Consider the following 18,223-nt stretch of genomic DNA (forward strand, 5'->3'; position numbering starts at 1 on the left):
CACGGGGAGCCCTGGATCGTTCAGTCGGTCGTTCCTGCCTCGCGCAACGGATTCGGAACGGACGGCTGCGGTTCACCGCCGAGTTTCCGGAGTGTCGCGATGCAGGCGTGGAGCTCGTCGAGCGACACGCCGGCGGACCTGGCGCGGAAAGCCGCGTGCAGCTGACGTAGCGATTCCTGTTGTGCGGCAATGCCTTTGCGGGTCACCTCCAGCCTGCTGACCCGGCGGTCGGCAGGCGACAACTTCCGCCGCAGCAGCCCCGCATCGACGAGTTTGTTGACATCCGAAGAGACCGTACTCGGCAGCACGTTGAGATATTCGATCAACAGCCCCGGACGGTCGAGACCTGCGTAGACAAGGACGATGATGCCCAGGGCGCGTTCGGAGATCCCGCGTTTACGCGCCACCGGCAGCGTCAGGTTCGAAATCATCCGCCGGACGTCCGTCACGGCGCCGAGGAACTCGACAATATCCCCGTCGTCGGCAGCGCCAATGGTATCGGTCACGAAGCTACGATACTGCATTCTCGAAAATATTCATTATCTGAACTATTTGCGCTACCCTACATCCTGAGGCGAGCGTCGTCTCACGCGTCAACAGTCGTGGTGACCGGCATGGAGTGTCATGAAGTCCAAACCAGTTCGAGATCCGGCGAACGTCGACTACAACGCCGCAACACCCCGCGTCGCTCGGTCGTGGAAGACCCTCGCGGGCTGCGCTGCCGCCGCGGTCGCGGCCATCGTCGTTCTGGCGACCTCGGAGAAGAACGGACCGGCGTCGCCGGACAACCGCAATCCGAACGGGGTGGACGCACCACCGCCGGTCGAGCCGCTGATGTCCGGGATCGATTGGGTCACAGTGGGACAGGTCGCGGCGGTTGTCCTGTTCGTCGCCGTCGTCGGCGCCTCGGTCCTGGTCTGGCGGCGCCGGCCGGGGCATCCGGTGATACTGATGGTGATCGCCTCCAGCACGTTGCTCTGGCTCGACCCCTACAACAATTGGGCGATCGGCTTGGTGTACAACCCACGACTCTGGCATTTCCCCCGAGAGTGGCCGTGGCTCAACATATCTCCGATCATCGAGCCGCTGACCTCGTTCGTCTACGCGCCCTACATCCTGCTCCCGTACTTCGTGACGATGCCGATCCTGCGCGCCGTTCAGCGGCGCCGTGAGCCGGACGCGTTCGTCTGGCGCCACCCGTTGATCTCCCTGGCGGTGCTGACGTTCGTCTGTGGTGTGATCTGGGACGCCGCCCAGGAGATCCTCCTCGTGCGCACCCAGTTCCTGACCTACACGCATGTCATCGAGTTCGGCACGATCGATGCGGGAAAGAACAGCCAATTCCCGATGCTGATGGCGAGCGTGCTGATCACGATCGTGATGATTCCGGCATCACTCCTGCTCTATCGAGACGACACCGGGCGATCGCAGGCGGAGAAGATCGCCCGGCGGTTCGGCCTCCATGTCCGTCATCCCAAGCTGGCCACCTTCCTGGTGATGGCGATAGCCCTGAACGTCGCCATGTTCAGTTTCAGCACGGCGTTCTGGGCGGTGCGCGCGACCGGCGCGGCATCCACCGTCGCCTGCCCGTGGCCGTACCCGACAGCGAAGACCTGGGACCCACGCGGGTACTACGAATCCCAAGGCGCCCCGGGACCGTTCACCGCCGGGGCCGCGAGCACATGGCAGATCGGACAGCCCGATGGCCGCCCCTCCCACATCGACCGGGAGTCCCAGCGCTGCGACCCCGCTTCCTGATCGGGACCTCGAGCGCTTCCGGCCCGCGTATGAGTTCCTGTCGCGATGACCTGCCGGGGTGCCCGTCCACGGGTCCGAATCGGATACTCCCACAGTGTCCCGGCCGTTGCGCTCGATCCGCACCAGGTCGGCGTCCGGAATCCGGGTCTTCTGCCTCCGTGCGTGCGTGTCGGCGGAACGAGGGAATAAGCTCGACCTACAGCACGACAGTACTTCGGGGCAACGGGGAGGGGCCGGGATGGAACCACAGTGGGCCGGTAGGCATTTTCTTGTGGGGGATGCCGATCGGGAGCGAGCGGTCGAGGGGCTCAAGGAGAGTTTTCAGGCGGGGCGGATCACGCCGGAGGAGTTGTCGGATCGGATGGGGCTTGCGTTGAGTTCGCGCACGGCCGCCGATCTGGATCGCGCGATGGCCGGGTTGCCGTGGACCAGGCCCTCGCATCCCAACCTGCCGAGCTACTACCAACCGCCGGGGCGCCGACAGCGCGGGATGGGTATTGCCGCATTCGTACTCGGGATACTCGGCTTCCTGTGCGGGATAACGGCGGTTCCCGCGATCGTTCTCGGAGTAACCGCATTGGCCACCGGCACCGAGCGCGACGACAAGGGCTTCGCCGTCGCCGGCATAGCCGTCGGAGTGGTGTGGGTGGCGCTCTTCGGCTGGTACCTCCTCAGCTGACCGGCGGAGCTCCCGGCAGCGCACTCTGCCGACGCTGCCGGGTATCCGAAATCAGCTGCCGTAGAAGGGGTCGCCCTCGACGGACTCCGAGGCTCGACCGTCCACGCCCTTCGGCACGTCGCCCTCGATGGTGACCCGGTAGAGCACCCGATCGTGGCCGAGATGCCCGGCATCCGGGATGGCCAGATGTGCGGTGGCGCGGTTGTCCCAGAACGCGACGCTGCCGGGCTGCCACCGGAACCGGACGGTGTACTCGGTCCGCGTCGCCTCTTCCCACAGTGCGTCGAGGATATGCGAGCTGAGCCGGGGGCCGAGACCGCGGATATTCTTCAGCGCGCGAGTGAATCCCGGGCTCACGTACAGCGCCCGCTCCCCCGTTTCGGGGTGCACCCGCACCACCGGGTGGAAGGTGCGCAGCGGCTTGCGTTCCACGCTCTCCGCACGCGAACCGCCCCGCGCGGCACGCTGTTCGAAGGTGTGCTCGGCGTCCAGCCCGTCCACGAACTCCCGGACCGAGGCGGGCAGATTCTCATACGCCGCAACCAGATTCGTCCACGCGGTGTCGCCACCATACGGCGGCAGGATGTGCGCCCGCAGGAGGGAGAACGCCGGCGGGTTGATCAACGCGGTGACATCGGTGTGCCAGCTGCTGTCGTAGGAGGTGCGCTTGCGGCCGTACTGCTCGGCGTAGCGGCGGCTGTCGATCGGGAAGATCTCCGGGAATCCCTCCGGCGGCTTGTCCTCGTACGGGTGCGCCGGGGTGACCTTGCCGAATCGGCGCGCGAAGGCGACCTGCTCGGCATGCCCGATCGACTGGTCGCGGAAGAAGACCACCTTCCAGGTCAGCAGCGCCTGCCGGATCTCCGCCACGGTACGGTCGGACAGTTCCTGCGCCAGATCGACACCCGAGATCTCCGCCCCGGTGTACCCGGCCAGCGGCTGGACCAGGATCGTGGATTCGGACGAAACCTTGTGCGCCTCAGTGGTTGTCATTGCACCATCACCCTGTTCTGCGGCTGGACGGGAGCGTTCACGGTCAGGCTATGCCGAATGTGTTCTCCGACAACTGCTTCGGATCAGCAAGATTGTCTACGCGAATTGTGTAATCGCCCTTGAACAACAGGCCGGGACGGGTTCAGAAGTGTCCCGCCTTCGGCAGTGGCGTGTCGTTGACCAGGAGGTCACCCAATGCCCGCGCCTTGTACACGGTCGGGTTGTGCGAGAACAGAGTTCGCAGGTTCCGCCAGTGCCGGTCCAGCTGCACCGACGCCCGGGTGGCCGACGCACCGCCGACATCGAAGATCCGCCCGGCGGCCCGCAGCGCGGACTCCTCGATCGCCACCTTCGCCTGGGCCGCCAGCAGCGCCGCCTCGTGCTCCAGGTCCGCATCGAAACCCGTCGCGCGGGCGGCCTCGTAGGAGCGCGACTGCGCCTGTGCGGCGGCCCGCACGACCGATTCGGTAGCGAATGCCGTCGCCGACAGGGATCCGACGACCTCGAGCAGTTGCGGATCGTGCCGGGGCTCTTCGGTATTCCCGAACACGAAATTTCGCGCCCGGTTACGCAGCAGCGCTGCGGCATCGGAGGCAACCGAGCGCAGAATGCCCGCCGCGATCGCGTGCAGATACAGCTGCGGAAACGCCTGCCGCGGCTCGACCGGCAGATCCGTACCCCGCCAGGGCAGCGTCTCCTCCTCCGCCACAACGACATTCGTGAGCACGGTGGTGCCGCTGCCGGTATGCCGCTGCCCGATACCGTCCCAGTCGTCGACGTGTTCGACACCCTGCCGGTCGGCGGGCACGATCGCGGTGAGCAACGCGCCGTCGCGAAGGTTCGCACTGACCCGAATGTAATCGGAGAAACGCGAGCCGGTGCTGTAGAACTTGCGGCCGTTCAGCACATATCCGCCGTCGGTCCGCGGCTCCAATGTGCTGTCGTACGAGTAATTCCCGACGGGCCGATTGTTCAGCTCGGTGAGCGCGCCGCCGAACAGCTTTCCGTCCAGCACGTACGGCAGCCACCGCTGCTTCTTCTCGGTGCGCGGCCGGGTCAGCAGTTCCTCCGCGAACCCGAAATGGATGCGCAGAATGTGCGGTACATCCGGATCGGCCGCGGCGAGATCTATCAGCAGATCGAACAGTTCGGGGACCGACCAGCCACCACCACCCAGTTCCGCGGGAACCCGGACCGCCCCCAGGCGCAGACGCCGCACCTCCGCCAGCGCGGCGTCCGGCGGTTCGGTCCCGCCGGCCGCGCGCCGCCGCTCCGCATCGGCGGCCACCGTCGCCACGAATGCGGCGAGTTCGGCACTGCCCGGCCGCGGAACCGGCCGGGTTTCGATATCGGCGTCGGTGATATCGGTGACTGTCATGACAAACTCCTCCGGTCCGTGCGGCATCGGGTGCGAGATGAACGGCAGTGTGCCCAGTCGGGCGGAGCCGAACAACCAACCTGACCTTCGGGATTCATTCAGTTTTGATGAACGGAAGCGGGAGCGGAATTTCGCTCACCGCGATTGCAATACGGCCCGCGAAAGGGCGGCATGTACCGTCGGTCTGGTGAGTGCATCCGTGCCGATTGGAGTGTCGCTGTGGCCGCGGGCCGGGGCGGCCAACGATGTGACCGATGTGATCGACCTGGCTCGGACCGCGCGGCAGCTGGGCTTGCGGTCGCTGTGGTTCGGCCAGAAATACGACCTGGATTCGCTGGTGCTGGCCGCGACGGTGGCGCAGGCGGTCGACGAGATCGGGGTCGGGACCTCGGTCGTCCCGATCAATCCGCGCCATCCCCTGTTGGTGGCCGGCCAGGCGCAGACAGTGCAGGCTGCCTCCAGCGGACGCTTCCGGCTGGGACTCGGATTGGGCGCTACCGCACTGGAATTCGAGGCATTCGGCATCCGCGAGGACAAGCCGGTGCTGCACCTGCGTGAATATCTGACCGCCCTGCGAGAACTGATCGAGAACGGCACGGCCGACATCGACGGCGAACGCATCCGAACCCGCCCCGCGCTGCCCACGACAGTGCATGGCGGACAAGGGATTCCGCTGCTCGTAGCGGCAATGGGTCCGCAGGCTCTGCGGGCGACCGGGGAACTGGCCGACGGCGTCATCCCATTCCTGGCGGGGCCGCGCACCCTCGGTGAGCACATCGTTCCGCGTCTGGAGCGGGCCCGCCCCGAACAGCCCGTCCGCCCTCTGCAGATCGTAGCCGGGGTGATCGCCGTGGTGACCGACCGCCCGGACGAGGTCCGAGCCGACGCCACCGACCAGCTGGCCTTCTACGAGAAGATCCCGTCCTATCGCACGGTCCTGGACCGCGAGGGCGTCGAGCGCGCCGTCGACCTGGCCCTGATCGGCGACGAGAAGTACGTGGCAGACGGCCTGCGGCGCTACATCGATGCCGGCGCCACCGAGCTGTTCGTCACCCAGACCGATCTCGGCGGCCCCGAAGACCAGCTGAACACCTGGCGGCTCCTGGCGGACCTGTCGAGCTGACGGCGACGCCGTTGCGATCGACGATTCCGGGTAACCGGCCGGCGTTCACCGCCTGTGCAAGGTTTTCCCCAGCCACTCACAGAGAATCCGAATCACCGCCGGAAGTTTCACCGAGGAGCCCCGAACGCGCCGAATAGTATCCGCCCATGGACATTCCGAGATGCGCTGTCGGGCAATCCCACTCGCGCACCTGACGAATCAGCCCCCGCACGAGTTCCGTCCCGTTCTTCGAACAGCCCGCGGGCGTCCACCGGCCATTGGTACGGCATATCTTTCCGTTCCGGTAGTCGAGCCTCAGTCGGCGTTCTTGTTCTCGATATAACTCTGCACACCGTCGAGTACGCGCTCCAGGCCGAAGGATTCGTCCCCGCGCTCCAATGCGCCGCCGGTGTACAGCCGGGCTATCACCGGATACTGCGCATGCGCCGTATCCTGCCGGAATATCTGCGCATACACCGAGGCCAGACTGCCGCCACCGGGAGCGGCATCGCCCGCGTTGGCCGCCATCTGCGCATTTCCCCGCGCATGGCTGTTGACCAGCAGAACGACCTGCAACATCTCACCGTCGTCGAGGCCGACGTCCTCGAGAATCGTGAGTCCGGTTTCCAGCCAGGCAACCTCGTTGGGTCCGACCGCCCGCCGCATGGTCGCCAGCGGCAGCGCCCAGGGGTGCTCGCGAAAGACCCGTTCGTTCTCGCGGGCCCAATATTCCAGCCGGGCCCGCCAGCCCCTCTCGACCGCCTGAACATCCGGGGGCGGCCCGATGGCGGAATCCAGCATGAGCGCCACCAATTCGGTCTTGCTCCGGACATAGCGATACAGCGACATGAGCGGCGTCTCGAGGTTCTTCGCGACCCGCGCGACCGAAAGACCGGAAAGCCCCTCCGCATCGGCCAATTCGATACCCGCGGTGACCACGAGATCGACGCTGAGTTTCGGTTTGGGGCCGCGGCGCGGCCGCAGCCGATCCCCCCAGAGCGCGTCCAGGATGCGGTCCTCCTCGGCGACACTCTGGGCGGCATCGTCTTCGCCGGGTACATTCGAGCCGGTCATAGGTCCTGTTCTCCGCCACCCACCGGGTGGATGCGGTGAGCGGTCATGGCGTTTCGGGTAATTTCCGGAGAATCGTCACGATATCGGGGTGATCGAGCGGGCCGGCGTGCGGCAGGCCCACGGTGTGCACGGCGAAACGATTGTCCGGGGTGAGCGCATCCGCCTCGGCGATCATCCGGTCCTGGACGGCCGGTGTGAGCGTCCGGTCCTGATCGAATCTGATGTAGGTCCGCGGGACTCGGCCCCATGCCGCCGGGTCGCCACGGGCGGCGGTGCCCCATATCGACGCGGGTTCATCGGGCTGGAGCTGGTTCAGCAACGCACGGAAACCGGTGTCGTCGTACGAATGCGCCAGGGCCGCATGAAATGTCGCCAAGTCGCGCGGATCGTGCGTGCGCCAGTTGATCCGGGTGACACCCAACGCGGCCGGGTCACCGACGACGGGCACCTGCACGGCACCGGCGTTGTCCGGCGAACGCATGTAGTCGCTGAGCGTCGGCATCGCGGTGCAGCAACCGGCGGCGACGTAGACCAGCCGCGAGACCAGCTCCGGCACCGCGTCGGCCACGAGGGTGAGCGTGGCGCCGGCATCCGCGTGACCGACGAGAATCACCGGCTCCACCCGGCGGACCACGGCCACAACGTGATTCACGTAGTCGCCCAGCGTGAGGCCCGCGCTCGGCGACGGCTCGACCGCAAGCCCGGCGACGTTCTGCGGGGCCTGATACGCGCGCGGATAGTATGCCTGCGCACCGTGTCCGGGAAGATCGACCGCAACCGCCCGCAGACCCGCGGCGGTCAGCTGCGCCACCAACGGCGCGAACCAGTGCCCCGAGGCATTGGTGGTGTGTACGCACACGAAGGTGGGCTCTCGCCGCGAAGCGTGCGCGGACGGACCGCAGCTCGAAACCGCCACGGCCGCACCGACTCCCACCAGCAGCGCCCGCCTGCTCACGAGGCGGCTCATCGCCCGGCGCCCTCGGACACCGCGGGCCTGCGCCGGCCCCGGTACTGCAACCACCATTCGGCTATCAGCAGGTTGACCACCCAGCTCAACCACACGGCGGCGGCCGCCATGGACTGTTCCATCGCCAGCTCGTCGCCGTGGTAGGTGCTGTTCAGCTGCGGCATGGCCAACCCGAGGCAGACCATCACCCAGAGGCGGTTGGCCACGATCGACGTGGTCAGCGCGAATCCCCGGATCATCCAGACGCGATGATCGCGGAACCGCCGCTCCCGTGCCGCGCGATACCCCAGAATCCCCGCCGCCAGCCACGACAGCGACAGCGCGGCGTTGCCCAGCTGCGCGGCCAGCCCTTGCGTGTGCAACGCGGACACCACCACACCGGCCACACCGCCGGGTAATACGCCGCCGAAGACATAGATTCGCCCCATCACGCGATGCGCGGCCGGGTAGGCGGCACGAAAGTGCGGCCAGACCTGGAAACACGAGGTGATCAGCGCAATCGTGCCGAAGAGGATGTGCAGGAGCAGTACCGGATAGTGGAAGCCCACCCCCGCCCGGAGCCCGGCACGCGACTGCGCGGAATCCAGACTCAGATACGGGGGGAGCGAGAACACCAGAAACGCGGCGCACACCACCATCAGCGGCACGATCCACGGGCGCCGCCACCACACGCGCGAGCCCGACGACCCGCGCGGCCGGCCGGCCCCGGCCTCGTTCGCCGCCACGGTGGCGACCCCTCGGCCCCGCCTGTTCATCCGATCCGAGTTCATCACGCCGGCTCCACGATCGAGACTGCCCTCTGCACACTGCGTGTGTATCACGCAAATTAGCGTGAGTGCAACGCAATAATCGGTTGAGCACCGCGCCGAGCCGGGGTTATGTTCGCATCCATGCCCACTGTGTCCTACTTCGCCATCGTGGAGCGCGACCACGAGATCCAGAACCCCTTGGAGCCGGCGCAACTCGACCTGATCATGGATTACCTCGACGTCACGGCGTCCGATCGAGTGCTCGATATCGGTTCCGGCCGGGGCCTGTGGCCGGTGCGGCTGGCCGCGGAGCGCGGCGCCACGGTGACCGGGCTGGAGCTCATCGAGGAGTTCGCGACCGCCGCCCGGCGCCGAGCCGAGGCGAACGGCGTCACCGAACGAGTGCGGACGATGCTCGGCCCCGCCGAGGACTTCGAGATCACCCGCAGCTACGACGTCGCAACCTGCTTCGGGGCGAGCATGGCCTACGCCGGATACGAGCCGACGCTGCGGCGGCTGAGCAGTGCCCTCGTACCGGGCGGCCGCGTGGCGATCGGGGAGCCCCACCTCGTCAGCGACGCCCCGCCGATCATGACGAGGGCCTCGGACCTACCGCCGGGGTTGTCGCCCGATTCACTCCCGACCCTCGCGGAACTCGCCGCCGAATTCGACGACGCGGGGTTCGAACTCACCGGTATCGTCACCGCGACAACCGCCGGATTCGATCGGTACGAGTCGCTGCATTGGAAGAGCGCCTACGGCTGGGCCGTCGACAATCCCGAACACCCGGAGCGCGAGACCGTGCTCGCGGACTCCCGCACATTCCGCGATCTGTATCTCCGCTCGGTCCGGCAGTACCTCGGCTGGTCGGTATTGGTGGGCACATTCCGCCCGCACTGACCGCCGCCCGCACCGAGCGGAGAAAGGAGAGACCATGTGGTGGGCAATGATTCGGCCGGAGTCGTTGCGCACATTCTCGCGGGCGACGCCGATCCGCGCATCGACCGGATCGCTCCGATGGCACCTCGACCGCCGATCACGAATCCTCCTGCCGCTACGGCGATCCGGCTGTTTCCCGGCTACCGACGAACTCCCCGCCCACCTGCTCGGCGAGTTGATACCCGAACAGCGCGCCCGGCGTGTACGCGCCCGGCTCGCCTTCGCCGTGGGCAAGGCGATAGGCGACCTCCGCCGACACACTGGTGGTGAAGTCCATCCCCTCGCCGGCGCGCAACCAGCCTTCCCTGGTGCCGCCGTCGGGCCAGGTGATCTCCGCATGCGCCCACGAATACTCGCGTTTTTCGTTGCCGGGCACGAAAACCCGAGCCAACCGGCGCCTCGCGGCCCGCGCGACGGGCGGGACCGACAGCAGCGCCCGGACAACCGGCAGCACCACACGTGCGGCACGCCCGGAAGGCAGCTCGCTCGACCCGGCGACCACGAACGGCGCCCCGCTGGCGCGATGAGCCGCCTCCAGTTCGCCGAGGGGAGCACCGGCGCTCTGCGCCGTCGTGCCGTCCGGAAGAGTCAGCCGCGCCGCGTCACTGCCGAGCCGCGTACGCACCACCCGGCCGTACTCGTAGCGACGCCCACCGGACCTGGCCGTATCGACGATCGACGCGGCCAGCGCCTCGCCGACCACCTCCCCGTCCACCGTGTCCACCCGTGCCATGGAATCTACCCGGACCCGTTGCGCCGCAGGCATTCCCGCGCACAACCACAGCACCACGCTCTCGGTTCCGAGCACGCCGAATCCGGCACCCGCGACAACGGTCCGGCCGGTGGCCACGGCCTCGTCGTGCGACCCGAGCAACGCTGTCACAGAAGGTAATTCGTTCGAGAGGTCGAGGTAGTGCGTGCCCGGCGGACAGGCCCGGGTGATCATCGGCGCCGTCGTCGTGAACGGCCCGACCGTATTGACCACCACCGCGGGCGTGTGCTTCGCCAGTGCGCCGGCGACGGTGTCGAGCGGATCGACCGCCACGATCCGGGGTGCTCCCCCGATCTCGTCGGCCACCTCCCGCAATCGAGCGGCGTTGCGGCCGACCAAGCCGACCGGCACCTGCCGGGCCACCAATTTCGCCGCGATCATGCGACCGGTGCGACCCGTCGCGCCGAGAATCCAGACCTCGTTCATGCCGCTCCCTGCCGATCGTCGAGTTCGGGTTGTGCCATGGCTTCACTGTGCGGTCGGCATGTCGGCCCGGTCCAATGAAAGTTCCGTAATTCGAAATACAGAATGCGCATATTTACTGGTAGCCAATATCCATCTACGGCCGGAGCGGCCGAACTTCCGTTACGCTCGACGTATGTCCGGCGCCCCGCTACCCCCGATCGATCTCGACCTGCGGCTGGTCCACAGCTTCACCGTCGTCGCCGAGCACCGCCACTTCGCCCGCGCCGCGGAGATCCTGCACACCACACAGCCGTCCTTGAGCCGGCAGATCCGCCGCCTGGAGAATCAGCTCGGCGCCCGCCTGATCGACCGCAGCCCGCAGGGCAGCCGGCTCACCGACGCGGGCGAGGTCTTCCTTCCGCTCGCCAGGAAGCTGCTGCTCTCGGCGAACCAAGCCGTGACGCGCACCCAGGCCGCCGCCCGGCCCAGCCGCATCACGATCGGCTACACCTTCGGCATCGTCGTGACCCCGGCTGTCCGCGAGCTTCGTCGCCACCATCCCGACGCCGACATCCGCACCGCACACCTCGCCCTGCCCGAACCTCGCACGGCATTGCTGGAGCACCACGTCGACGTGGCCCTGACCAGGCTGCCGTTCCACACCGACCAGCTGCACGTGACGATCCTGTACGACGAGCCCCGGGTGCTGCTCGTACCCCGCAGCCACCGGCTCGCCGGTAAGGAGTCGGTCACGCTCGACGACATCGCCGGTGAGCCCATGCCGCGACTCGACGCCGCCGGCCCCGACTGGAATGCGTTCTGGCGGGCCGAACCACGCCCCGACGGCCGGCCGGTCCCCGACGGGCCCGAGCTCGGCTCGGTCGAGGACAAGGTGGAACACGTCGCCGCGGGCGATGCCGTGGCCATCGTCCCGATCGGCGTCGAGTTCCGCGGCCTGCGCCCCGACCTCACGACCATCCCGCTGGAGGGTGTCGAACCGTCCCACGTCGTGCTCGCCGTCCGGGCCGCCGACAGCGGCAACCGCCTGGTCACCGCGTTCCACAAGTACGCCCGTGCCCTCCTGACCGGGCCGCCGTCCGGCGACGGCTAGGAGCTACGCGGCCGTTGCCGCCCACGCCCCCGCCAGCACCAGCGGCACACCCACCATCCCGATCCCCGCGAACACGAGCGGCCGGATCACGACGCCCCGGGCCCGGCACCGCTCGGCCCACAGCAGCGTGGCCAGCGAGCCCCACATCGTGATCAGCGGGCCGCAGTTGGTGCCGATCAGCGCACCGGACAACTGATGGCTCGCACCGGCGGGCACCGCGGACTCGACGGCCAGATAGGCGGGCAGGTTGTTGACCAGGTTGCTCAATCCGGCGGCCACCGCGACCGTCCGCGTTCCCGATCCGGCGACCCAATCGGTCAGCAGATCTCCCAGTCCGTGCCGGGTGAGGGCCCCGACCGCGAGAAACAGTCCTTCAGTGGTCACGACGAGCCGCCATGGAAACAGCGACCATCGCAGGCTCCGGCAGTCCCGGACGGCGAAGGTCAGCAGCGCCGGAACGACCGCAACCGTTGCGGCGAGCCAGGGCGCGACACCCGCGGCGACCGCCACGGCGAAGCCGACGCATGCCGCCGCGCACACCGAGAACCGGAGCCGATCGGGCGGCGGCGCCACCGCGGGGACCTCGTAGCCGCCGGTCAGACTGCCGCGGAACAGAATTCCCAGATAGCCGACCGTGATCGTGACGGCAACCAGCGCGGGCAACGCCATCATCCTCGCGAAGTCCATCGTCGACATACCACCGTGCTGCAATGCGAGCAGATTGGTCAGATTCGATACCGGCAGCAACAGGCTCGCGGTATTGGCCAGCCACACGACCAGCACCGCGAACGGCAACGACGCCAAGCCGAGACGGGTGGTGAGCGCCAGCACGACCGGCGTCAGCAGGACGGCCGTGGTGTCCAGGCTCATCCCGATGGTGACCACCGTCGCCAGCGCGGCGACGAGGACGAACAACAGTGCCGTCGAGCCCCGCCCCCACCGTGCGCACACCGACGCCGCGACATCGAAAACCCCTGCCGCATCGGCCAATTCGGCGAGGACGGTCACCGCGACGAGGAACCCGAGGATCGGCCCGGCCCGCACCACCCCGATATCGACGGCCTCGGCACCGGGCAGCCACCCCGTCACCACGGCCACCAACCCCAGCCCACCAAGCACCAGCCACATTCGCCCCAGCATGCCAACAGGCCGATCATGGGTGGCCGACGCGTCTGCCACAGCGGCACGACAGCGCTCTCATAGCCTCCGCCCATGTTCTCGACCCGCACGCGCGGAACCCGGCCGAGCGGATGTTCCGACCGCGGTGGTACCGGCCCGCACGCGGCGTTCCGTCAGCGGCTTTTCAGCGAATGTTCGCGTGCCCCGATGCGCCCGGAATGCCCTGCCGCTCATCGGATTGTTGCCCTACCGTCGATCCCATGACCACATCGCATGTCGATATCTGGATCGACCTTCTCTGTCCCTTCTGCTACATAGCCAAACGCAACTTCGAGACCGCACTGACGGACTTCGCCGAACGCGACCAGGTGGTCGTCCGCTGGCACGCACTGGAGTTGGACCCCGAGGTGGCCAAGGCCCCCGGACCGACCCTGGCCGAACGACACCAGCAGGATTTCGGCGGCACGCTCGCCGAGGCCCGCGGCAACATCGGCATCCTGAGCCGGATGGCCGCGGCGTCCGGCCTCACCTACGACCTCGACCGGGCCTACCCGGTGAACAGCTTCGATGCGCACCGGCTCGCCAAGTTCGGCGACGCCGCCGGGCTCGGCGACGCCGTCCGAGAACGAATCATGCACGCCTACACCGCCGAAGGCGCCATCATCAGCGACGCCGACACCCTGGCCCGGCTCGGCGCCGAGGCCGGGCTGGACGAACACGATGTGCGAACCATGCTGCGCGGCAACGATTTCGCCGATGCCGTGCACGAGGACGAAGCCACCGCGCAACGCCTCGACATCAACGCCGTACCGACATTCGTCGTCGACGGAGGCGACGCGGCCACCGGCGTCCGGCAGCCCGAGGAGTACCTGCGGATGCTCGCACACCTGCCCCTCTCCGAAGAACCAGCGGAAATCGCCTGCCAGATCAACCGCTCCCACTGAAACGTGCCGGTCATTCCGGCGGATTTCTCAGCCGAACACCGTCGGCCCCGTTCCGCAACCGCAGGTCTCGCCGGGATTCAGGAAGACCTCGATCGGTACGGACCGTGCACGGGAATCCTCCGAGCCGCGATCCCGTAGCGCGAGGTCCAGCGCGGTCCGAGCGATGGTATCGATGGGCTGCTGCACCGTGGTGAGCGTCAGTTGCCCATAGGTGTTCGTGATGTCACCGTCGAATCCGACGACGGCGATGTCGCGAGGAATACGGAAGCCGCCGTCCTTCACGGCCCGCAACGCGGCGGCCGCCTGCCCGTAGGTGCCGACGATCATTCCGTCGGGTACCGCCTCGGTGGCGAGATAGCGGCCGACGGCGTGATAGGCCCCGGCCGGGCTCAGGTTCGTACGGATCAGGCGCGCGGCCGAGGCACCGACGACCGACACGTACCCGTCGTACCGCTGAGCAACGGTTTCCCGGTCTCCGTGCTCGACGTCCTCGGGCGTGAACCCACCGACGAAGACGATATCGTCGCGGCCGTGCGTGGTCAGGAGATGCTCGGTGGCGAGCGCGCCGGCGCGCGTGTGATCGGCACCGACAACAGGCGAATCGATATGCCCCCTGTTGTTGTGCACCCAGACGATCGGGATGCGCGCCTGCTCGCACAATCTCGCGGTGGCGGGGCCGTCGGCACCACCCACGACGATCAGGCTGTCGATGCCCGAATCCGCGAAGGCACCGACGAATTCGCTCTCCCGCTCGGGGTCGTACCCGGTGTTGCCGATCATGGTGAGGTGATCGCGGGCCCGCGCCTCGACCTCGATATGTCCCACGAGCGCCCCGAACAGTGGCAGCGTCACATCGGGGACCAGTAGCCCGATCTGCCGCCAACGACGCGGCCGCCGAAGCGCTCTCGCGATCCGGTCGGGGCGGTAGTCGAGTTCGTCCAGTGCCGCGAGCACCCGCGCACGCAGCTCCTCCGACACCGGCCGCGGACCGTCGTTGAGCACGTAACTCACGACCGCCGTGGACGTCCCCGCCCGCCGGGCCACATCGGCCAGCGTCGCCCGCTTGACTGCCACTCGTCGAGCCTATCCTCGGTTGCCGCGCGACCGGCGGGCAAGAGTTCGAACCATGCTGATTCTCTCACCGTATGCGCAGGTCAGAGATTACGCAAATCGATTAGATTGGTTACCGCCGCGACCCACCGACTTAACAACCGGCTGATGGAGTTATCCCATGGCATTCGTGCGACTCACCGGAGTCACCTACTACGACCCCGAGCGGGCACACAACGGCTACGTCCTCTACACGGGCTCGGACTCCATCACCCGTCTCATCGATATGAACGGAACGGTCCAGCGAGAGTGGCCTTTTCCCGGCGTGCCGCCCCGCATCATCGATCCCGCGCTCAACGGCGGACGGCTCGGCGACATCGGAGTGCAGCTCTCCCCGGGCGACGACCCACGAGGCGGCATCTACGCGAATCGCACTGTGGGCCAGCTGTCCTGGTCGGGTGAGACGGTGTGGGAGTGGGGCGATCAGGCACCCGGCGGCGCGGCGCGGCAGAACCACGATTGGGAGCTGCTGGAGAACGGTAACCGTCTGTTGCTGGTCACCCTTCCGCGCGTCGTGCCCGCCCTGGGTGACCACGTCGTCGGCGACCAAGGACTCTACGAGGTCACCCCCGACGGCCGGATCGCCTGGGAGTGGCGGGCCGGGGATCATCTCGAGGAGATGGGCTTCTCGGAGGACGGATGGAAAGCATTGCGCGAGACCGTATCTCGCGATCCTGACGACCCTTGGGGTTACCTGGAGATCAACAGCGCCAAGACCGTCGGTGCGAACCGCCTGCATCGCGAGGACCCCGCGAGCGTCTTCCATCCGGACAACATTCTGATCAGCTTCCGGAAGGCCAACATCGTCGCGCTGATCGACAAGGCCTCCGGCGCCCTCGTGTGGCGGCTGGGCCCCTACTTCGCCGCCGAGTCCGGGGCCCAGCACCAGAGAATCAACGCGCACAAGGTGCCTCGCCCGCTGGACCAGATTTCCGGACAGCACAACCCCCACGTCATCGCCGAGGGACTGCCCGGCGCGGGCAACATCCTCGTCTTCGACAACCAGGGCGGCGCCGGCTATCCCCCTGCCGCACTGGGCATCTACGCGGGTTCGCGTGTCCTGGAGATCGACCCGGCGACACGGGAGATCGTCTGGCAGTACACCGCGGAGGATTCCGGGCTGCCGTCGTGGACGTTCTTCAGCTCCTTCGTGAGCAACGCGCAGCGGCTGCCGAACGGCAACACGCTCGTCACCGAGGGAATGTTCGGCCGGCTCTTCCAGGTGACCCCCGACGGGGAGGTGGTCTGGGAGTACCAGACGCCCTACGAGGGATACGGCGTCGCCGGGGAGCCGGAGGTCCCGGAACCGCGGGTGCCCGGCGTCGATCGCGCCGTCCGGACCTCGATGATCTATCGCGCACAGGCCGTCCCGTTCGACTGGGTGCCCCTCGGTCCGCCCCCGACGGCACCCGTACCCGTCGATCGGCGGACCACGGCTCCCTGAACCGCACACGCGGGCAACGCCGTTCCCATATTCGGCTCTCTCCCCAGGAAGTTCGACCATGACGACATCCGGCCTGCACACCACACCGGCCAGATCCCCCTCCACCACAACGGGATCCGCACAACGCACCCGGCGCGTGCCCGTTCCGTGGCGCGGCCGCTGGGGCGCGGTCGGCGGAACGCTCGCCGGACTCACGCTGGCGGCGATCGTATGGTCGGTGATCGTGGCCACCGGGCGGTTCCCCGGCGAACTGTTCCCGAGCCTGCCGAAGATCGCGCGGGCCGGGCACACCCTGTGGTCCGAGGGACTGCTGTGGCCCGACATCACCACCAGCCTGCGGCGCGCCCTGGTGGGGTTCGTGACAGGCTCGGTCGTCGGCGTGCTGGCCGCGATCGTCACCGCGAGCACCTGGGCCGGACGCAGGCTGCTGCAACCGGTACTCCGGCTGCTGTCACCGATCCCGACCATCGGCCTCGTTCCCCTGGCGATCCTCTGGTTCGGGTTGGGGGAGAACAGCAAGACGCTCGTCATCGCGCTGGGCGTCTTCGTCCCGGTGTGGATCAACAGTCACGCCGGATTCGCCAGCACCCCCGCCGACTACCTGAAGGCGGCCCGCTGCCTCGGCGCCGGACGCCGGCAGACCCTCACCCGGGTGATCATCCCCGAGGCGATCCCCGACGTCGCCGCCGGTCTGCGCGTCGGTGGGGCGATGGCCTTCGTGCTGATCGTCGTCGCCGAAATGACCGGTACCACAGCCGGAATCGGCTACCGCATCTACCAGGCCCAGCTGTTCTCCCAAGCCGACCGCCTGATCTTCTGCCTGATCGTCCTCGGAATCATCGGTGCCGCATTCGATCTGGTCATCGCGTCGACCACCGCACCGATCACCCGCTGGGCCCGCGAGGAGCGCTGACCATGAGCATCGCCACACAGGACCTGGTCGTCCACTTTCCGAACAATCCCGCGCCGACCCTGCGGAACATCGATCTGAACGTCCCGGACGGGAGCTTCCACGTCCTGGTCGGCGCCTCGGGCAGCGGCAAATCGACACTGCTGCACTGTCTTGCGGGACTCATCACACCGACGACGGGAACGGTGGTCGAGAACGGGGACACGGTCGTCGCTCCGGATCCGCGCCGCGGCGTCGCGTTCCAGCGCGACGTCCTGTTCCCGTGGATGAGCGTCGCCGACAACATCTCCTTCGCCCTTCGCGCACACCGGATCCCGCGCGGAGCACGGCAACATCGTATCGATGAACTCCTCGACCTCGTCGGATTGTCCGGCGCCGTAGGCACACAGCGGCCGAGTCAGCTGTCCGGCGGTATGCGCCAGCGGGTCGGCATCGCCCGGATGCTGGCGGGCGAGCCCGCGATCATGCTCATGGACGAGCCGTTCGCGGCGCTGGACGCGCTGACCCGCTTGAAGATGCAGGACCTGCTCATCGACCTGTGGACACGGTTGAACCGCACCGTCGTGTTCGTCACCCACGACGTCGACGAGGCCATTCGCCTCTCGGACACCATCGGCGTGCTCCGAGACGGCCGGCTGTCGAGCCACATCACCAACCCGCTGAGCCGGCCCCGCCCCGCCGCCACGCTCGCCGATCAGCCCGGATACAGCGAACTTCGGCGGTTACTGCACCAGGAACTGGGCATCGAACACGAGAGAGACTCATGAGA

At 67.7% G+C, this 18,223-nt stretch carries 18 protein-coding genes; 9 read left to right on the top strand and 9 right to left on the bottom strand.

From position 1 onward, the window contains the following. Positions 1-20 precede the first annotated feature (20 nt). Positions 21-524 (bottom strand): MarR family winged helix-turn-helix transcriptional regulator, encoded by a 504-nt coding sequence (locus D892_RS43445; protein ID WP_024800146.1) that lies wholly within the window; start codon positions 522-524, stop codon positions 21-23. 100 nt (positions 525-624) lie between these two features. Between D892_RS43445 and D892_RS0104790 the strand changes: the two genes are divergently transcribed. Next, a complete protein-coding gene (locus tag D892_RS0104790) occupies positions 625-1,758 on the top strand; it encodes a spirocyclase AveC family protein (protein WP_024800147.1) in 1,134 nt (377 codons plus the stop codon). A 238-nt stretch (positions 1,759-1,996) separates the two neighbouring features. After that, positions 1,997-2,437 (top strand): DUF1707 and DUF4190 domain-containing protein, encoded by a 441-nt coding sequence (locus tag D892_RS0104795; protein ID WP_084160932.1) that lies wholly within the window; start codon positions 1,997-1,999, stop codon positions 2,435-2,437. Between the two features lie 51 nt (positions 2,438-2,488). Here the strand turns inward: D892_RS0104795 and D892_RS0104800 are convergent, their stop codons facing one another. Next, complete coding sequence (locus D892_RS0104800; RefSeq protein ID WP_024800149.1) at positions 2,489-3,430, bottom strand: TauD/TfdA family dioxygenase; 942 nt, start codon at positions 3,428-3,430, stop codon at positions 2,489-2,491. A gap of 142 nt (positions 3,431-3,572) precedes the next feature. Then, a complete protein-coding gene (locus D892_RS0104805; protein WP_024800150.1) occupies positions 3,573-4,808 on the bottom strand; it encodes an acyl-CoA dehydrogenase family protein in 1,236 nt (411 codons plus the stop codon). A 187-nt stretch (positions 4,809-4,995) separates the two neighbouring features. On the opposite strand from D892_RS0104805, the gene D892_RS0104810 reads away from it, so the two are divergent. Next, entirely contained in the window at positions 4,996-5,931 is a 936-nt protein-coding gene (locus tag D892_RS0104810) for a TIGR03564 family F420-dependent LLM class oxidoreductase (RefSeq protein WP_232235982.1), read from the top strand. A 294-nt stretch (positions 5,932-6,225) separates the two neighbouring features. On the opposite strand, the gene D892_RS0104815 is transcribed toward D892_RS0104810, so the two are convergent. From D892_RS0104815 to D892_RS0104825, 3 genes are read right to left on the bottom strand one after another with little or no spacing between them, the layout of a single operon-like run. Beyond that, positions 6,226-6,984, bottom strand: coding sequence for a TetR/AcrR family transcriptional regulator (locus tag D892_RS0104815; RefSeq protein ID WP_024800152.1), 759 nt, complete (start codon positions 6,982-6,984; stop codon positions 6,226-6,228). Positions 6,985-7,027: 43 nt separating this feature from the next. Beyond that, complete coding sequence (locus D892_RS0104820; protein WP_024800153.1) at positions 7,028-7,951, bottom strand: alpha/beta fold hydrolase; 924 nt, start codon at positions 7,949-7,951, stop codon at positions 7,028-7,030. Beyond that, complete coding sequence (locus tag D892_RS0104825) at positions 7,948-8,721, bottom strand: DUF2306 domain-containing protein (protein ID WP_024800154.1); 774 nt, start codon at positions 8,719-8,721, stop codon at positions 7,948-7,950. The genes D892_RS0104820 and D892_RS0104825 overlap by 4 nt, the downstream gene beginning before the upstream one ends. Positions 8,722-8,841: 120 nt before the next feature. On the opposite strand from D892_RS0104825, the gene D892_RS0104830 reads away from it, so the two are divergent. Continuing rightward, on the top strand, positions 8,842-9,600 hold the full coding sequence (locus D892_RS0104830) for a cyclopropane-fatty-acyl-phospholipid synthase family protein (RefSeq protein WP_036568123.1): 759 nt from the start codon (positions 8,842-8,844) through the stop codon (positions 9,598-9,600). 154 nt (positions 9,601-9,754) lie between these two features. Here the strand turns inward: D892_RS0104830 and D892_RS0104835 are convergent, their stop codons facing one another. After that, positions 9,755-10,837 carry a saccharopine dehydrogenase NADP-binding domain-containing protein gene (locus D892_RS0104835; RefSeq protein WP_024800156.1) on the bottom strand — a complete coding sequence of 361 codons (1,083 nt, stop codon included), beginning with the start codon at positions 10,835-10,837 and terminating at the stop codon, positions 9,755-9,757. A gap of 172 nt (positions 10,838-11,009) precedes the next feature. Here D892_RS0104835 and D892_RS0104840 point away from each other — a divergent pair, with 172 nt between their 5' ends. Next, complete coding sequence (locus D892_RS0104840) at positions 11,010-11,927, top strand: LysR family transcriptional regulator (protein WP_024800157.1); 918 nt, start codon at positions 11,010-11,012, stop codon at positions 11,925-11,927. Between the two features lie 3 nt (positions 11,928-11,930). Here D892_RS0104840 and D892_RS0104845 read toward each other — a convergent pair whose 3' ends face one another. Further along, on the bottom strand, positions 11,931-13,055 hold the full coding sequence (locus D892_RS0104845; protein ID WP_024800158.1) for an SLC13 family permease: 1,125 nt from the start codon (positions 13,053-13,055) through the stop codon (positions 11,931-11,933). Positions 13,056-13,306: 251 nt separating this feature from the next. Between D892_RS0104845 and D892_RS0104850 the strand changes: the two genes are divergently transcribed. Next, entirely contained in the window at positions 13,307-13,990 is a 684-nt protein-coding gene (locus tag D892_RS0104850) for a DsbA family oxidoreductase (RefSeq protein ID WP_024800159.1), read from the top strand. A gap of 27 nt (positions 13,991-14,017) precedes the next feature. Here D892_RS0104850 and D892_RS0104855 read toward each other — a convergent pair whose 3' ends face one another. After that, positions 14,018-15,064 carry a LacI family DNA-binding transcriptional regulator gene (locus tag D892_RS0104855; RefSeq protein WP_024800160.1) on the bottom strand — a complete coding sequence of 349 codons (1,047 nt, stop codon included), beginning with the start codon at positions 15,062-15,064 and terminating at the stop codon, positions 14,018-14,020. Positions 15,065-15,221: 157 nt separating this feature from the next. Here D892_RS0104855 and D892_RS0104860 point away from each other — a divergent pair, with 157 nt between their 5' ends. From D892_RS0104860 to D892_RS0104870, 3 genes are read left to right on the top strand one after another with little or no spacing between them, the layout of a single operon-like run. Beyond that, entirely contained in the window at positions 15,222-16,544 is a 1,323-nt protein-coding gene (locus D892_RS0104860) for an aryl-sulfate sulfotransferase (RefSeq protein WP_024800161.1), read from the top strand. Positions 16,545-16,602: 58 nt separating this feature from the next. Then, positions 16,603-17,457: an ABC transporter permease gene (locus tag D892_RS0104865; RefSeq protein ID WP_024800162.1), complete on the top strand. Its 855-nt coding sequence runs from the start codon at positions 16,603-16,605 to the stop codon at positions 17,455-17,457. Positions 17,458-17,459: 2 nt separating this feature from the next. Beyond that, positions 17,460-18,221: an ABC transporter ATP-binding protein gene (locus D892_RS0104870; protein WP_024800163.1), complete on the top strand. Its 762-nt coding sequence runs from the start codon at positions 17,460-17,462 to the stop codon at positions 18,219-18,221. Positions 18,222-18,223 lie beyond the last annotated feature (2 nt).

This window comes from Nocardia sp. BMG51109 (assembly GCF_000526215.1).
Taxonomy (GTDB): Bacteria; Actinomycetota; Actinomycetes; order Mycobacteriales; family Mycobacteriaceae; genus Nocardia.

Coding starts and splice junctions, on each gene's coding strand:
- D892_RS0104820 (WP_024800153.1), bottom strand. CDS start 7,951: ATGAGCCGCCTCGTGAGCAGGCGGGCGCTGCTGGTGGGAGTCGGTGCG.
- D892_RS0104830 (WP_036568123.1), top strand. CDS start 8,842: ATGCCCACTGTGTCCTACTTCGCCATCGTGGAGCGCGACCACGAGATC.
- D892_RS0104795 (WP_084160932.1), top strand. CDS start 1,997: ATGGAACCACAGTGGGCCGGTAGGCATTTTCTTGTGGGGGATGCCGAT.
- D892_RS0104865 (WP_024800162.1), top strand. CDS start 16,603: ATGACGACATCCGGCCTGCACACCACACCGGCCAGATCCCCCTCCACC.
- D892_RS43445 (WP_024800146.1), bottom strand. CDS start 524: ATGCAGTATCGTAGCTTCGTGACCGATACCATTGGCGCTGCCGACGAC.
- D892_RS0104870 (WP_024800163.1), top strand. CDS start 17,460: ATGAGCATCGCCACACAGGACCTGGTCGTCCACTTTCCGAACAATCCC.
- D892_RS0104805 (WP_024800150.1), bottom strand. CDS start 4,808: ATGACAGTCACCGATATCACCGACGCCGATATCGAAACCCGGCCGGTT.
- D892_RS0104815 (WP_024800152.1), bottom strand. CDS start 6,984: ATGACCGGCTCGAATGTACCCGGCGAAGACGATGCCGCCCAGAGTGTC.
- D892_RS0104850 (WP_024800159.1), top strand. CDS start 13,307: ATGACCACATCGCATGTCGATATCTGGATCGACCTTCTCTGTCCCTTC.
- D892_RS0104835 (WP_024800156.1), bottom strand. CDS start 10,837: ATGAACGAGGTCTGGATTCTCGGCGCGACGGGTCGCACCGGTCGCATG.
- D892_RS0104860 (WP_024800161.1), top strand. CDS start 15,222: ATGGCATTCGTGCGACTCACCGGAGTCACCTACTACGACCCCGAGCGG.
- D892_RS0104825 (WP_024800154.1), bottom strand. CDS start 8,721: ATGAACTCGGATCGGATGAACAGGCGGGGCCGAGGGGTCGCCACCGTG.
- D892_RS0104790 (WP_024800147.1), top strand. CDS start 625: ATGAAGTCCAAACCAGTTCGAGATCCGGCGAACGTCGACTACAACGCC.
- D892_RS0104840 (WP_024800157.1), top strand. CDS start 11,010: ATGTCCGGCGCCCCGCTACCCCCGATCGATCTCGACCTGCGGCTGGTC.
- D892_RS0104800 (WP_024800149.1), bottom strand. CDS start 3,430: ATGACAACCACTGAGGCGCACAAGGTTTCGTCCGAATCCACGATCCTG.
- D892_RS0104845 (WP_024800158.1), bottom strand. CDS start 13,055: ATGTGGCTGGTGCTTGGTGGGCTGGGGTTGGTGGCCGTGGTGACGGGG.